General features: G+C 73.0%; 13 protein-coding genes. 8 read left to right on the top strand and 5 right to left on the bottom strand.

Annotated features, from left to right (window positions below; all coding sequences use genetic code 11):
- Positions 1-40: 40 nt before the first annotated feature.
- From AS857_RS20265 to gadC, 3 genes are all read right to left on the bottom strand, one after another.
- Complete coding sequence (locus tag AS857_RS20265; RefSeq protein ID WP_058044707.1) at positions 41-1,426, bottom strand: cytochrome P450; 1,386 nt, start codon at positions 1,424-1,426, stop codon at positions 41-43.
- 171 nt (positions 1,427-1,597) lie between these two features.
- Positions 1,598-2,458 (bottom strand): alpha/beta fold hydrolase, encoded by an 861-nt coding sequence (locus AS857_RS20260; protein ID WP_058046933.1) that lies wholly within the window; start codon positions 2,456-2,458, stop codon positions 1,598-1,600.
- Positions 2,459-2,573: 115 nt separating this feature from the next.
- The gene (gene gadC, locus AS857_RS20255) at positions 2,574-4,040 is read right to left on the bottom strand and encodes a glutamate/gamma-aminobutyrate antiporter GadC (protein WP_058044706.1); all 1,467 of its coding nucleotides are present in this window, start codon (positions 4,038-4,040) and stop codon (positions 2,574-2,576) included.
- 103 nt (positions 4,041-4,143) lie between these two features.
- On the opposite strand from gadC, the gene AS857_RS20250 reads away from it, so the two are divergent.
- The 6 genes from AS857_RS20250 (at position 4,144) to AS857_RS20225 (ending at position 11,212) form a co-directional block, all read left to right on the top strand.
- Entirely contained in the window at positions 4,144-4,602 is a 459-nt protein-coding gene (locus AS857_RS20250; RefSeq protein ID WP_245700362.1) for a DUF6153 family protein, read from the top strand.
- Positions 4,603-4,661: 59 nt separating this feature from the next.
- Positions 4,662-6,281, top strand: a complete 1,620-nt coding sequence (locus tag AS857_RS20245) for a multicopper oxidase family protein (protein WP_058044705.1) — start codon at positions 4,662-4,664, stop codon at positions 6,279-6,281.
- Between the two features lie 106 nt (positions 6,282-6,387).
- Entirely contained in the window at positions 6,388-8,142 is a 1,755-nt protein-coding gene (locus AS857_RS20240) for an NAD+ synthase (RefSeq protein ID WP_058044704.1), read from the top strand.
- Between the two features lie 167 nt (positions 8,143-8,309).
- A complete protein-coding gene (locus tag AS857_RS20235) occupies positions 8,310-8,768 on the top strand; it encodes a hypothetical protein (protein ID WP_058044703.1) in 459 nt (152 codons plus the stop codon).
- A gap of 77 nt (positions 8,769-8,845) precedes the next feature.
- Positions 8,846-10,447, top strand: coding sequence for a S1 family peptidase (locus tag AS857_RS20230; protein ID WP_058044702.1), 1,602 nt, complete (start codon positions 8,846-8,848; stop codon positions 10,445-10,447).
- 69 nt (positions 10,448-10,516) lie between these two features.
- On the top strand, positions 10,517-11,212 hold the full coding sequence (locus AS857_RS20225) for a DsbA family oxidoreductase (RefSeq protein ID WP_058044701.1): 696 nt from the start codon (positions 10,517-10,519) through the stop codon (positions 11,210-11,212).
- A 17-nt stretch (positions 11,213-11,229) separates the two neighbouring features.
- Here the strand turns inward: AS857_RS20225 and AS857_RS20220 are convergent, their stop codons facing one another.
- Positions 11,230-11,448 (bottom strand): DUF2277 domain-containing protein, encoded by a 219-nt coding sequence (locus tag AS857_RS20220; RefSeq protein WP_058044700.1) that lies wholly within the window; start codon positions 11,446-11,448, stop codon positions 11,230-11,232.
- A 62-nt stretch (positions 11,449-11,510) separates the two neighbouring features.
- Between AS857_RS20220 and npdG the strand changes: the two genes are divergently transcribed.
- Positions 11,511-12,224 carry an NADPH-dependent F420 reductase gene (npdG, locus tag AS857_RS20215; RefSeq protein ID WP_058044699.1) on the top strand — a complete coding sequence of 238 codons (714 nt, stop codon included), beginning with the start codon at positions 11,511-11,513 and terminating at the stop codon, positions 12,222-12,224.
- A gap of 96 nt (positions 12,225-12,320) precedes the next feature.
- Positions 12,321-12,512: a hypothetical protein gene (locus AS857_RS20210; protein ID WP_058044698.1), complete on the top strand. Its 192-nt coding sequence runs from the start codon at positions 12,321-12,323 to the stop codon at positions 12,510-12,512.
- A gap of 61 nt (positions 12,513-12,573) precedes the next feature.
- Here the strand turns inward: AS857_RS20210 and AS857_RS20205 are convergent, their stop codons facing one another.
- Positions 12,574-14,064 (bottom strand): transcriptional regulator, encoded by a 1,491-nt coding sequence (locus AS857_RS20205; RefSeq protein ID WP_058044697.1) that lies wholly within the window; start codon positions 14,062-14,064, stop codon positions 12,574-12,576.
- Between the last annotated feature and the right edge of the window lie 70 nt (positions 14,065-14,134).

Below are 14,134 nucleotides of genomic sequence, written 5' to 3'. Positions count from 1 at the left end.
GTCCGGGGTGCCCGGGGTGCCCCCACCCCATACTGCCTGCTCACCCGCCGGTGCCGCACGGCCGGGCCGCCCGTCGGTCCGCGGCCGGCCCGCGCTCCGAGAGCCGCACCAGCAGCCGCCGGGGGTACTGCACCGTGGCCAGGGGCGGCAGGCGGGTGTCCGTGCCGGGTGCGAACTCCATCCGCCAGCGGTGACAGAGGGTGGCCAGGGTGAGCGTCGCCTCGGTCATGGCGTAGACGTCGCCGATGCACTTGCGGGCGCCGACGCCGAAGATCGCGAAGCCTTCGCGGGGCGGCCGCCCGGGCTGGTCCGCGGGCCAGCGGTCGGGGCGGAACTCCGCCGGGCACGCGTGCACGGCGGGGCTGTGGTGGACGACCGGCGGGCTGACGACCATCGTCGTCCCGGGCGGCAGCCGGCGGCCGGCCAGCTCCACCGGGACCGTCGTGACGCGGGTGAACAGCCATGCGGGCGGGTAGAGGCGCAGCGATTCGGTGACGACCTGGCCGGTGCGGGGCAGGCGCGGGAGGTCGGCGGGCGTGACGGCCCGGTCGCCGAGGACGGCGTCGAGTTCGGCGTGCAGCTCCCGGGCGGCCTCCGGGTGCCGGGCCAGGGCGTACAGCGACCAGGTCAGGGACGCGGCCACGGTCTCCGAGCCCCCGAAGACCATCGTCGTCACCTGGTCGTGGATCTCGGCGTCGGTCAGTCCCCCGCGGCCGTCCTCCTCCCGGGCGGCGATCAGGGTGGACAGCAGGTCGCCGTGGTCCTGCCCGCCGCGGCGGTACGCGGTGACGAGGCGGTCGACCGTGCCGTGCAGGTCGGCGAGGGCCCGCGCGTAGCGGCGGTTCGCGGGCAGGGGCAGGCGCTGCACCGGCCCGGGCACGAACATCCGCCGGAAGAGGCCGCTGAGCGCGACGCGGAAGGAGTCCTGCAGGCGGGCCACGTCCGCTTCGGCCAGATGGGCCGAGAAGAGGCTGCGGGTGACGGTGCGCAGGGCGAGCCCGAACATGGCGGGGAAGACGTCGACGACCTGGCCGCCGTGCCAGGACGCGGACAGCCGGGCGGCCTCGTCCGCCATCACCTCCGCGTAGCCCTCCAGGCGGGAGCGGTGGAACGACGGCTGGACCAGGCGGCGCTGGCGGCGGTGGTCCCGGTGCTCGCAGCTGCCCAGGCCGTTGCCGACGACGTCCCGGAACCGGGCGAAGAACGCCCCTCCCTTGTCGAAGGTCCGGTCGTCGAAGAGCACCTGCCGCAGCAGCTCGGGATGACAGGGGACGTAGGCCGGGACGGAGCCCAGGCGGATCTCCACCAGGTCGCCGTGGGCGGGCAGGGAACGGAGGAAGTCGAGGGGCCTGCGCATCAGCGGCCAGGCGTGACCGACGAGCGGCAGGGCCCCGGGGGCGGTTCCGGACACGTACGTGGCGGGCATGGCGGTCCCTCAATCGGCGGTGCACCGAACGCGCCACGAGGTTTTCCGCCGCGATGGACCTCAAAACCCCGGGTTTCTCTGGTTTGACGTCTTCCGAACGCCTGGGGCGGGGCGGATGGACACGGGATGGAGGGGCTGGTTCCGTGCGCTCGGCCGCCGGCCGCGGCGGGCTCAGGAACCGTCCGGCCGGTGGAAGCGGGTCGGCGGGGTCGCCAGGATGGCCGTGGCCACCGACTGCGGGCGGTCGTACATCAGCAGGTGGCCCGCGGGGGCCACCGCCTCGAAGCGGCCGTCGAGGCGCTCGGCGAGCGCCCGCTGCCGCTCCAGCCAGCGGCGTTCCAGCCAGGAGCCGGTGCCCGGGGAGGCCGCGAGGACGCTCACGGGCACGGGCGGCATGGGCCGGCTCTCGCGCAGGGCGTCGAGCTCGGCGGCCACGTCGCGGTAGCGGGCGTTCTCCATCAGCAGGGCGCGCACCACCCGCCCGGTGCCGTACGTGCGCCGCACCAGGTCGGCCGGGGCGGGGTCCTGGCGGTTGACGGAGGAGACGCGGACGGTGAGCCGGCGCAGGGACGGGCCGAGCGCGCGCGGCAGCCCCGCGGCGGCGACGACCACGCCCCGGGCGTGCGCGGCGGTGGTGCGCAGCTCGCGGGCGGGGGCGGGGCGGGCGTCCTCCTCGACGCTGCCGTCGACCAGCACGATGCCGGCCGTGCGCTGCGGGTGCAGCCGGGCGAAGGCCTCGGCGTGGAAGCCGGCCAGGGAGTGGCCGACGACCGTCGCGGGCTCGCGCAGGCCCAGCGCGTCGAGGACGCCGGCTATCCGGTCGGCCTCGCCCGCGGCGGTGGGTGGTTCCAGCGGCGGGGCGCTGAAGCCGAGGCCGGGCCGGTCGAAGCGGACGACGGTGCGGTGCGGGGTGAGGAGCGGCACGACGGGCTCCCAGTCGAACCAGCCCATGCCGAGCCCGGCGCTGAGCACGCACACCGGCCCCGACCCCTCGCGCACCACGTGCAGCGGCACCCCGCCGACCCGCAGCATGCGCCCCGGCGGCCGGGCCGTCTCGCTCCCCGACGTCCGCGGCCGCACCGTGCCGTTCACGCCGCTGCCGCCGTTCGCGCTGTTCATGGGCTCCCCCTCGTCGCTCTCCGACAAGCTAACGGACGAGGCTCTCCCGGTGCTCCGGTGCCACCCAGTGGGGTTTGCGGAACTTCAGGAACGCGAGCGGCGCGAGGAACCCGAGCACGAGCAGTCCGCCGCCGACGGTGAGCAGGTAGCGCCACAGCGGCCCGCCGCCGAACTGCTCGGGCGGCACGAAGCCGATGCACATGGCGGCGAGCGAGGCCGCGAAGCCGACGCCCGCGACGAGGTGCAGGGCGGGCACGCGGAAGCCGCGCGGCCGGTCCGGCTGGGTGGCCCGCAGGCGCACGGCGGCGGCGAACATCAGCAGGTAGACGACGAGGTAGATCTGCGTGGTGATCACGGAGAAGATCCAGTACGCGCTGGAGACGTCCGGGACGAACGCGTAGAGGAGCGCGATGACGGTGGTCAGCCCGCCCTGGGCGACCATGATGTTGCGCTGGACGCCGTTCTTGTTGAGCTTCTGCAGCACGGGCGGCAGGTAGCCCTCCTGCCGGGCGACCATCAGCAGCCCCTTGGACGGCCCGGCCAGCCACGCGAGCATGCCGCCGAGCGCCGCCGCGACGAGCAGCACGCCGACGACCTTGGTCAGCCAGCCCACGTGGAAGTGGTCGAAGAAGCCCTGGAAGGCCTGCATCACTCCGGCGGTGAGACTGAGGTCCTCGCCGGGCATCACCCAGCTGATGGCCAGGGCGGGCAGGATGAAGATCAGCAGGACGAGGCCGGTGGCCGCGAACACCGAGCGCGGGAACTGCCGGCCGGGCTCGCGCAGCGAGGCGACGTGGACGCCGTTCATCTCCATGCCCGCGTACGACAGGAAGTTGCCCACGATCAGCACGAGGCTGGCCAGGCCGGTCCACGGCGGCAGGAGGTGGCCGCTGTCCATGGGCGCGGCGGAGGCGTTGCCCTGGCCGAGGAAGACCAGGCCGAGGACGACGAGGACGACGCCCGGGATCAGGGTGCCGATGACGAGGCCCATGCTGGAGAGCCCGGCCACGGCCTTCGTGCCGCGGGAGGAGATCAGCACGCCGGCCCAGTAGACGACGACGATCACGATGGCGACGTAGACGCCGTTGTCGGCGAGCCGCGGGTCGACGACGTAGGCGAAGGTGCTCGCCACGTAGGCCAGCAGGCTCGGGTAGTAGGCGATCGTCATCGCGAACTGGCACCACACGGCCAGGAAGCCCAGCGGCTTGGAGAGCCCCTCGCTGACCCAGCGGTAGATGCCGCCGGTCCAGCCCGAGGCCAGCTCGGCGGAGACCAGGGCGGTCGGCAGCAGGAAGACGACGGCCGGGAGGAGGTAGAGGAAGACGGCGGCGAGCCCGTAGAGCGCCATGGACGGCGAGGGCCGCAGGTTGGCGACGGAGGCCGTGGTCATCATCGCGAGGGTCACCCACGAGATGAACTGGGGCTGCGGGGCCGTCGGCGGTGCGGGGACGGCGGCGACGGGACGGTCGTCCCTCACCTGTTCCGTGATGGTCATGGGAGGGGGAGCGTCCTTCAAGCCGTACGTCAATCGTTTTCGCCCCATAATCCCATTTCCGGGGCCATGGAACGGGCATACCCCGCGGGGGTAGGGTGCGAGGGTGATCCAGAACGGACAGCAGGGAACGGCGGCCGCGTGGTGCGGGCGCCTTTTGCTGCTCTCCGCCCTGCTCCTGGGCATCGTCACGATGCACACGCTGGGACATCCGACGGGGCACGCGGGTGCGGGTACGGGCCACAAGGCCGGTACGCATGCGGCCGCCGGGGCACATGCGGCCGCCGGGGCGCATCCGCAGGCTCACTCCGCCGCCCACGCCCCCGCATCCGGCCCCATCGCCGGCGATCCCCTCTCCGCCCCCGGCATGGACCCCATGTCCGTCTGCCTGGCCGTCCTCGGCGCCGCTCTCCTGGCGCTCGTCCTGCTGCTGGTCACCGCCGCCCTCCGCCGCCCCGCCGCAGCCGTGGCCGCGGCCCGGGTGCGGCTGCTGCGGGCCCTGTGGCCGATCCCGCCGCCTCCGCGGCACAAGTCCCTCGCGCGGCTGTCGGTGCTGCGGGTGTAGGAGCGCGCCTCTACGCGTCCCTACCCCTTCTTCACCGATCCCTCAGAGGTGCACTCACCATGCGTACGCACACCCGTACCCACACGCGCCGCGCCGTGCTCGGCGCCGGCCTCGCCGCCGCCGGGAGCGGCCTGCTCGCCGCCTGCTCCGACGGCTCCGGCGGCTCCTCCTCCCCCTCCGCCGCGCCCGCCGCCTTCGTCGCGCCGGACGGCGCGGAGGTCGCCGCGGCCGAGGCGAAGCGCGGGAGCGGCCCCGTCCGCGACGTCCGGCTCACCGCCACCCGCACGCAGATCGACCTGGGCGGCCGTACCGTCGGCACCTGGGCCTACGGCGACCGGCTGCCCGGCAAGGAGGTCCGGGTCACCGCGGGCGACACGCTCGCCCTCACCCTCGCCAACCACCTGCCCGAACCCACCTCGATGCACTGGCACGGGCTCGCACTCCGCAACGACATGGACGGCGTGCCGGGCGTCACGCAACAGCCGGTCAGGGCGGGGGCGTCGTTCACCTACCGCTTCGCGGTCGCGCACCCCGGCACGTACTGGTTCCACCCGCACTCGGGCGTCCAGCAGGACCGCGGGCTGTACGCGCCGCTGATCGTGGAGGACCCCAAGGAGCCGCTGCAGTACGACAAGGAGTGGGTCGTCGTCCTCGACGACTGGGTGGACGGGGTGGACGGCAGCACGCCGGACGCGGTGCTGGCGGAGCTGGCCAAGGGCATGGACCACGACATGGGGGGCATGGACCACGGCGGGGGCGGCACGGGCCACGGCGGGGGCGGCGGAGGCGGCATGCACCACATGTCGATGACATCGGCGACATCCAGGGCATCCACAGCATCGGAGAAGTCGCCGTCCCGCATGCTGATGGGCGCCACCAGCCCCCTCCTCGGCGGGGACGCGGGCGACGTCGCCTACCCGTACTACCTGGTCAACGGGCGTGCGCCGGCCGACCCCGAGACCTTCGCGGCCAAGCCGGGCGACCGGATCCGCATCCGCTTCGTCAACGCGGGCGGGGACACCGCCTTCCGCGTCGCCCTCGGCGGCCACCGGATGACGGTCACCCACACCGACGGCTTCCCCGTCGAGCACGCGGAGACGGACGCGCTGCTGCTGGGCATGGGCGAGCGCTACGACGTTCTGGTCGAGGCGAAGGACGGCGTCTTCCCGCTGACGGCGCTGGCCGAGGGCAAGAAGGAGGCCGCGCTGGCGCTGCTGCGGACGGGCGGCGGTTCGGCCCCCGACGCGTCGGCGCGCCCGCGCGAGCTGGACGGGCAGCTCCTCACCGCCGACCGGCTCAAGGCGGACCGGGCCGTGCGGCTGCGTGACCGCGAGCCCGACCGCACGGTCACGCTCCGGCTGACCGGTTCGATGGCCAAGTACGACTGGGCGATCAACGGGGAGAAGTACGCGCCCTCGCGGCGGCTCCCGGTGGCGGCGGGCGAGCGGGTGCGGCTCTCCTTTGTCAACGCGACCACGATGTGGCACCCCATGCACCTGCACGGCCACACCTTCGCCCTGCCGGGCGGGGGCCCGCGCAAGGACACGGCGATCGTGCTGCCCGGCAAGCGGCTGGACGTGGACTTCGACGCCGACAACCCGGGCCTGTGGATGCTCCACTGCCACAACGTCTACCACTCCGAGTCGGGGATGATGACGCTGCTCGGCTATCGGAAGTAACCGCGGGCGGGGGCCGGGACGGGCGGGCGGACCGCGACCCGCCCGGCCCGGCCCTCCGGCGTGGGAGCCCCGAGATCGCGTCAGTTAGACGAGTACTCTGGGCGGCGTGCCTCAACTTCGCCTCGCTCTGAACCAGATCGACTCCTGCGTCGGGGACCTCGCCGGGAACGCCGAGTCGATCGTCCACTGGACCCGGCACTCCGCCGGGCAGGGCGCCCACCTGGTGGCGTTCCCCGAGATGGCGCTGACCGGCTACCCCGTCGAGGACCTGGCCCTGCGCGGCTCCTTCGTGGAGGCCTCGCGCGCCGCGCTGCGCGCGCTCGCCGCACGCCTCTCCGACGAGGGCCTCGGCGAACTGCCGGTGATCGTCGGGTACCTGGACCGCAGCGAGGAGGCGCGGCCGCGCCTGGGCCGCCCCGCGGGCGCCCCGCGCAACGCCGCGGCCGTGCTGCACCGCGGCGCGGTCGCCCTCTCCTTCGCCAAGCACCACCTGCCGAACTACGGCGTCTTCGACGAGTTCCGGTACTTCGTGCCCGGCGACACCATGCCGGTGATCCGGGTGCACGGCGTGGACGTGGCCCTCGCCATCTGCGAGGACCTGTGGCAGGAGGGCGGCCGGGTGCCCGCCGCGCGCTCCGCGGGCGCCGGGCTGCTGCTGTCGGTCAACGCCTCCCCGTACGAGCGGGAGAAGGACGACACCCGCCTGGAACTGGTGCGCAAGCGCGCCCAGGAGGCCGGCTGCACGACCGCGTACCTGGCCATGACCGGCGGCCAGGACGAGCTGGTCTTCGACGGCGACACGATCGTCGTCGACCGCCACGGCGAGGTCGTCGCGCGCGCCCCCCAGTTCGAGGAGGGCTGCATGCTCCTCGACCTCGACCTGCCGGCCGCCGCCGGCGGGCCGCCGTCCGGGACCGTCGACGACGGCCTGCGCATCGACCACGTCACCCTCTCCGCGGACCCGCTCCCGCCCTACGAGCCGGAGACGCCGGGCGGTTCGGCGCCGCACCTCGGCGACGACGCCGAGGTCTACCAGGCCCTGGTCACCGGCCTGCGCGCGTACGTCACCAAGAACAACTTCCGCAGCGTCCTCATCGGCCTGTCCGGCGGCATCGACTCCGCGCTCGTCGCGGCCCTCGCCTGCGACGCCGTCGGGGCGGAGAACGTGTACGGCGTCGCCATGCCGTCGCGCTACTCCTCCGAGCACTCGCTCGCCGACGCCGAGGAGCTCGCCCGCCGCACCGGGCTGAACTTCCGCACCGTCCCGATCGCGCCGATGTTCGACGCCTACATGGGCGCGCTGGGCCTGACCGGCCTCGCCGAGGAGAACCTGCAGTCGCGGCTGCGCGGCACGATGCTGATGGCCATCAGCAACCAGGAGGGCCACATCGTCCTCGCCCCGGGCAACAAGTCCGAGCTGGCGTGCGGCTACTCCACGCTCTACGGCGACTCGGTCGGCGCGTACGGCCCGATCAAGGACGTCTACAAGACCTGGATCTTCCGCCTGGCGAAGTGGCGCAACGCGGACGCCGGGTCCCGCGGCGAGACCCCGCCCATCCCGGAGAACTCCATCACCAAGCCCCCGAGCGCCGAACTCCGCCCGGGCCAGGTGGACACGGACTCCCTGCCGGACTACGACGTCCTCGACCGCATCCTGGAGCTCTACGTCGACCGCGACCGCGGCCACGCGGAAATCGTCGCCGAGGGCTTCGACGCGGAGCTCGTCACGCGTGTTCTGCGGCTGGTCGACACGGCGGAGTACAAGCGGCGGCAGTACCCGCCGGGCACGAAGATCTCGGCGAAGGGGTTCGGGAAGGACCGGCGGTTGCCTATCACCAATCGGTGGCGCGAGACGGGGTGAGGCGGGCGGGGCTGTTGTACGGCCGCCCAAAGGCCGGTGGGGACCGCAGGTCTGCGGTCCCCACCGGCCTTTTCGCCACTGCGCAACCTTGGCGAAATCCGGATGGCCAAGATCGTACCGAGTGGTAGGTTACAGGTCTGACTTTTCCGAATCCGGGGGGATTCCACGTGTTTTCTCGTGCACGCACACTTCTGATCGGCGGCGTCGGCGCCGCGGCGGTCGTCCTGGGGGCTGCCGCCCCCGGCATGGCGGCGGGCGACGACGCCCTGCCCCACGCGATCGAGACCCTCGACTACCCGGGCGCCGCGAAGATCTACAAGGAGCGGGGCATCAAGCTCTGGCGCGGCGACGGCCACATCGTCCTGGGCGACTGCAAGTCCGTCAGCGACATCGTCGTCTTCACGAACAAGCAGGACGGTCCGGACCAGGGCAAGCACTGCTTCAAGGTGACGGGAAGCAAGAAGACCGGCCGACTCGACATGTACGTCGAGGGCGTGACCGCGGTCTCGGCCGGCCAGTACGACACCAAGGTCACGGCCAGCGAGTTCCCGGGCCTCTTCGAGCTGCCCAAGGGCCTCACCAAGCACTTCGACAAGCCCGTCGTCCTGAACCGGATCATGGTCTGACGCACGACTGCGCCCGCCCTTCCCATCACTCTTCACCCGGGCCCGTCGTACGCCGGGGCCCACGGAGGAACACCGTCATGACTGCCATACGTCCGCGCGCCGCGTGGATGACCGGGCTTCTCGCGTCCGCCGTCGCGGCAAGCCTGCTGACCGGCGCCCCCGCGCACGCGATCGCCGGCGACGAGACCGCCGACGGCGCCTACGCCTTCACGGCGAAGCTCGACATCGAGGGACGGCGCTACTGCTCCGCCGCCCTCGTCGAGCAGGAGTGGCTGATCAGCGCCGCCAGCTGCTTCACCGACGACCTGACCAAGGACCGCTACGTCCCCGAGGGCGCTCCCCGGCTGAAGACGACCGCCACCATCGGCCGCACGGACATCACGGGCAAGGGCGGCAGCGTGGTGGACGTCGTCGAGCTCGTCCCGCACAAGGACCGCGACCTGGTGATGGCGCGGCTGGCGCGGCCGGTCACGGACGTCAAGCCGGTCCGCTTCAGCCCCGACCGGCTGATGGCGGGAGAGACCGTTCGGGTGACCGGCTACGGCCGGACCAAGGACGAGTGGGTTCCCGACCGCATGCACGACGCCGAGTTCAAGATCGACTCGCTCGCGAACGGCACCATGAACCTCTCCCCCAAGTCGTCCGGCGCCGCCGTGTGCGCAGGCGACACGGGCGGACCGGCCTTCAAGGACGTCGGCGGCTTCTACGAGCTGGTCGGCATCCACAACACCTCCGGCCAGGCCGGGTGCTTCGGCTCGGACGAGTCCGAGACGCGCCGCACGGCCACCGAGGTCCGTGTCGACGACATCAAGGGGTGGGTGCGGGCCGTCACCGCCCGCACGGTCCTGTCCCGGCACAACTGGAAGGACGCCGTCCACACGGCCTCGGGCAACTTCACCAGGGACTACCGCAGGGGCAACGCCCCCCGCAAGGACCTGTTCGTCGTGTGGGCCGACGGCTCGGCCAGCGTCTTCCAGGGCGCCGACCCGGCAGACGACAGCCACCCCTTCTCGGCGGAGTACTCGGTCGCCCCCAAGGGCAGCTACTGGAAGAACGCCGAAGCCGTCACCGGCACCCGTGTCACCGACGACACCTCCAGCGGCACCAGCAGCGACGGGCTCACCGTCCGCTGGAACACCGGCAAGCTCTCGACCTTCACCCACCTCGACGAGTACGGCCTCTTCGAGGAGAAGACCCTCGTCTACCGCAACAGCTGGAAGAACGCCCGCTCGATCGTGGCCGGCCGCCACAGCTCCAACGGTCTGCGAGACGATCTGGCCGTCCTCTGGGCCGACGGTTCCTGGTCCACGTACACCGACACCGGCATCAACGGCGTCTCGAAGGAGACCCAGATGACCGGGGCGACGGAGGCCATGATCGACGCGCAGCTCGCCTCCGGCCCGTTCACCGGCAAGGGCACCGACGACATCATCGTCCGCTGGAAGAACGGCATGACGGACCTCCTGCCCGGTTTCCAGGCGAACGGCTCCTACGAGGGAGACGACATCAGTCTCCGCCCCGAGGACTCGGCCTGGAAGTACGCCCAGATCCTGACGGCCGGTTCCTTCGGGGGCGGCGGCGGGGAGGACCTTCTCATCCGCTGGGCCGACGGCAACCTCAGCTACTACGCCGACGTGGACGCCTCCGGCACCCACAAGGAGATCCAGCTCGTCGGCTGACGGCGTTCTCCGGCCGCTCGCGTTAGCATTGCTTGATTATTCAAGCAATGCTAACGGAGTGAGTCAGCAGTGAAGGTCGAGATCTACAGCGACATCGCCTGCCCCTGGTGCCACGTCGGCAAGAGCCGCTTCGAGCAGGCCCTGGCCGCGTTCCCCGGTGCCGACGGCGTCGAGGTGGTCTACCGGCCCTTCCAGCTCGACCCGCACGCCCCCGAGGAGCCGCTGCCCCACCGCGAGGTGCTGGCCGCCAAGTACGGGCCGCAGTCCGTCGCCATGGACGACCACATCACGCGGCTGGGGGCGGACGAGGGACTCACCTTCGACTTCGACAGCGTCGTGGAGAACAACTCCCTCCTCGCCCACCGGCTCCTGCGCTTCGTCCTGGAGAAGTACGGGCGGGACGCCCAGGCCCGGCTCAAGGGGCGGCTGCTGGAGGCCCACTTCGGCGAGGGGCTCGACATCGGCGACCGCGAGCACCTGACGGACGCCGCCGTCACCGTGGGCCTGGACCGGGATCCCGTCGCCGTCTTCCTCGACGGCGACGACCTGCACGACGAGGTCCTCGACGAGATCGAGGAGGCGCGGCAGCGGGGCGTCACCGCGGTGCCGACGTTCGTGTTCGAGGGGCAGTGGGCCGTCCAGGGCGGGCAGGACCCGGCCACCTTCCTGAAGATCCTCCAGCAGGTCGCGGAGGCGACCGGGGCCGAGGCCGGGGCCGGGGCAGGAGCCGGCGAGGCCTGCGCGGACGGCGCCTGCGCGGTCTGAGCCCCGGGCCGCCCGGGCTAGGGCTTCGCGGCGCCGCGCACCTCCAGACCGTCCAGGAGCCGCTGCGTGGCCGCCGCGACGGCGGTCACCGCCTCGTCGAAGACGGCCTGGTTGTGCGCGGCGGGGTGGTGGAACCCCGACACCTTCCGTACGTACTGCAGGGCGGCGGCGCGGATGTCCTCCTCCTCGACGGAGGGCGTCATCGGCGGGCGCAGGGTCTTGATGCTGCGGCACATGAGTCCAGTGTGCCGCCGCTCCCTCGTACGTGCGTGCACCGCAGCGTGACAGTATCGCTGTCATGACTACTTCTGATGTTGCCCAGGACGCGAAGAAGGCCCCGGCGAAGGACCCTTGGGAGCTCCCCGACGTCTCCGGCCTCGTGGTCGGCGTGCTCGGCGGCACCGGTGACCAGGGCCGCGGCCTCGCCTACCGGCTGGCCAAGGCCGGCCAGCAGGTGATCATCGGCTCGCGGGCGGCCGAGCGCGCGCAGGCGGCCGCCGGCGAGCTGGGCCTCGGCATCGAGGGCGCCGACAACGCCGAGTGCGCCCGCCGCAGCGACATCGTGATCGTCGCCGTGCCGTGGGACGGCCACGCCAAGACCCTCGAAGGGCTGCGCGAGGAGCTTTCCGGCAAGCTCGTCGTCGACTGCGTCAACCCGCTGGGCTTCGACAAGAAGGGCGCCTACGCCCTCAAGCCGGAGGAGGGCAGCGCCGCCGAGCAGGCCGCCGCGCTGCTGCCGGACTCGCGCGTGACCGCCGCCTTCCACCACCTCTCCGCGGTGCTCCTGCAGGACCCGGAGATCGAGGCGATCGACACCGACGTGATGGTGCTCGGCGAGTCGCGGGCCGACACCGACATCGTGCAGGCCCTGGCGGGCCGCATCCCCGGCATGCGCGGCGTCTTCGCGGGCCGGCTGCGCAACGCCCACCAGGTGGAGTCGCTCGTCGCCAACCTGATCTCGGTGAACCGCCGCTACAAGGCCCACGCCGGGCTGCGCGTCACCGACGTCTGACGGGCGGCGGGTGGGGGGACGCCACGGCGGCGCGGCGCCTGAGCGACAATGGCCGGGATCGTGACCGTATGCGCCCCCGGACAGGAGCCGTCCCCCATGCCCCGCCTCGCCCTCTACGCCCTCGCCGTCTGCGTCCTCTCGGTCGCGGCGGCCGTCGTCTCCTTCGCGCAGGGCAGCTGGCTCGGCATCGTCTGGATCCTGATGCTGGGCGTCTCGTCCAACATCGCCTGGTACTACGTGCGCAAGGCGAAGAACGACAAGGCCGCCGCCGAGGGCGGGGACGCGTAGGACGGGCCCTCCGCCCCCGCTCCCCCGCCTCCGGCCTCCGGCCCCGGCCGCCCCCGGGGCGTCACGCCCCGGGCTCCGGCTCCCACCCCTGTGACGAGCCCGGCGGCTGCTTGTAGACGGGCCTGCCCCCGGCTCCGCTGGTGCGGAAGGGCCTGCCCCGGTCGTCGAGCCGGAGGACGCCGCGCCGGTCGCCGCTGGACCACTGCAGCTCCAGGTACCACTTCACGTCGTGCTGCGCGGCGGCCGCCTTGACGTAGAAGACCTCGGGGTCGCTCTCGCTCACCTTGTACGGGAAGTCGCGCTGGCCGGCCTTCGCGGTGACGGCGGGCCGGGCGGCGTCGAGGTCGACGCCGAAGGACTTCGTCGACACGTCCCCGCCGCAGCCGACGCCCATGATGTAGCTGTTCCAGGGCAGCGGCGCCTTCGTGCCCCGGACCCGCACGTGCAGCCCTTCGAGGACGACGGTGTCCTTGCCGGTGCCCTGCAGGGTGATCTCGATGAACTGCGAGCCGGCCGCGACGCCGCCCAGCGCGGACACCCAGCCCGGCGCGTCCTGCTCCGACGGGGGCGGCGTGACGCCGCCCGGGGCCCGGTCGATCAGATAGCGCTGGGAGCAGGGGTCCTCGAACGCGTACGGGCGGACGTGGGCGGTCAGGGGGACGCCGCTCTCCGCGGGGCCGCCGTGCGGCTTGCCCCCGGGGGCGGCGGGGGCGGAACCGCCCTGCGACGGGGACGCCGCGGGGGCACCGCTCTCCTTCTCCCCTTCGCTCCCCTCGCCCCCTTCCTGCTTCTCCTTTCCGGGCGCCGACGAGGACGGGCTGCCGCCCGGGCCCGTGCTCGGCCCGCCGGAGCCCCCCGGCTTCCCGTGCGCCCCGGACACCGCCCGGGAGGCCGCTCCCGCGGGGCGCTTCGCGGCGGACCCGGGCCGGTCGTCGCCTCCCAGGCCGACGGCCAGCGCGGTGGAGCCCAGCACAGTGGCCGCGGCGACAGCCGACAGCGTGGCGAGGACGGCCTTCCGGGACGGGCGCCGCCGCCGCGATGGCGCCGCACCCTCACCCGATGGAGCCAGCGATGGCGCCACCGACTCCGGCCGGACGGAACGGCCGGGATCGCCGGCCTGCTGCGGCCCGGGCCCGGATATCGATCCCGGTGCCACGGGCACCGCTTCCGTAGCGGCCTCGGGCGCCGGCTCCGGGCCCGCCTCGGGCACCGGTTCCGGGGCAGCCTCGGCCGCCGGCTCCGGACCGGCGGCCGCCGCCTGCGTCTTGCGTCCGCGCGTCGCATCCGCGACGATCCACCGCCGGTGAACCTCCATCAGTTCTTCCGGCGTGGCCTTGCACAGCCGGGCCAGCCGCTCCACCGGAGCGAACTCCGTCGGCACGGCGGACCCGCTGCAATACCGGTGCAGCGTCGACGTACTGACGTGCAGCCGCTTGGCCAGCACCCCGTAACTCAGGCCCGACCGCTCCTTCAGCGACCGCAGCATCTCCGCGAGATCGCCCGCCTCCACGTCACTCCCCCATCCCAGGTACCCGTTCCAGGGAATGGTCATTCCCCCAGGTCAGAGCCTGTGCAAGCGTTCCTGCGTCCCTGATCGGCCGGCAACCCTGGCGCCCGGGACG

This window comes from Streptomyces roseifaciens (assembly GCF_001445655.1).
GTDB classification, from domain to species: Bacteria; Actinomycetota; Actinomycetes; order Streptomycetales; family Streptomycetaceae; genus Streptomyces; species Streptomyces aureoversilis.
The sequence above is the reverse complement of the archived record's forward strand: the minus strand, read 5'-3'. Positions and strand labels throughout refer to the sequence as shown.

Coding starts and splice junctions, on each gene's coding strand:
- AS857_RS20265 (WP_058044707.1), bottom strand. CDS start 1,426: ATGCCCGCCACGTACGTGTCCGGAACCGCCCCCGGGGCCCTGCCGCTC.
- AS857_RS20260 (WP_058046933.1), bottom strand. CDS start 2,458: ATGCTGCGGGTCGGCGGGGTGCCGCTGCACGTGGTGCGCGAGGGGTCG.
- gadC (WP_058044706.1), bottom strand. CDS start 4,040: ATGACCATCACGGAACAGGTGAGGGACGACCGTCCCGTCGCCGCCGTC.
- AS857_RS20245 (WP_058044705.1), top strand. CDS start 4,662: ATGCGTACGCACACCCGTACCCACACGCGCCGCGCCGTGCTCGGCGCC.
- AS857_RS20230 (WP_058044702.1), top strand. CDS start 8,846: ATGACTGCCATACGTCCGCGCGCCGCGTGGATGACCGGGCTTCTCGCG.
- AS857_RS20220 (WP_058044700.1), bottom strand. CDS start 11,448: ATGTGCCGCAGCATCAAGACCCTGCGCCCGCCGATGACGCCCTCCGTC.
- npdG (WP_058044699.1), top strand. CDS start 11,511: ATGACTACTTCTGATGTTGCCCAGGACGCGAAGAAGGCCCCGGCGAAG.
- AS857_RS20210 (WP_058044698.1), top strand. CDS start 12,321: ATGCCCCGCCTCGCCCTCTACGCCCTCGCCGTCTGCGTCCTCTCGGTC.
- AS857_RS20205 (WP_058044697.1), bottom strand. CDS start 14,064: ATGACCATTCCCTGGAACGGGTACCTGGGATGGGGGAGTGACGTGGAG.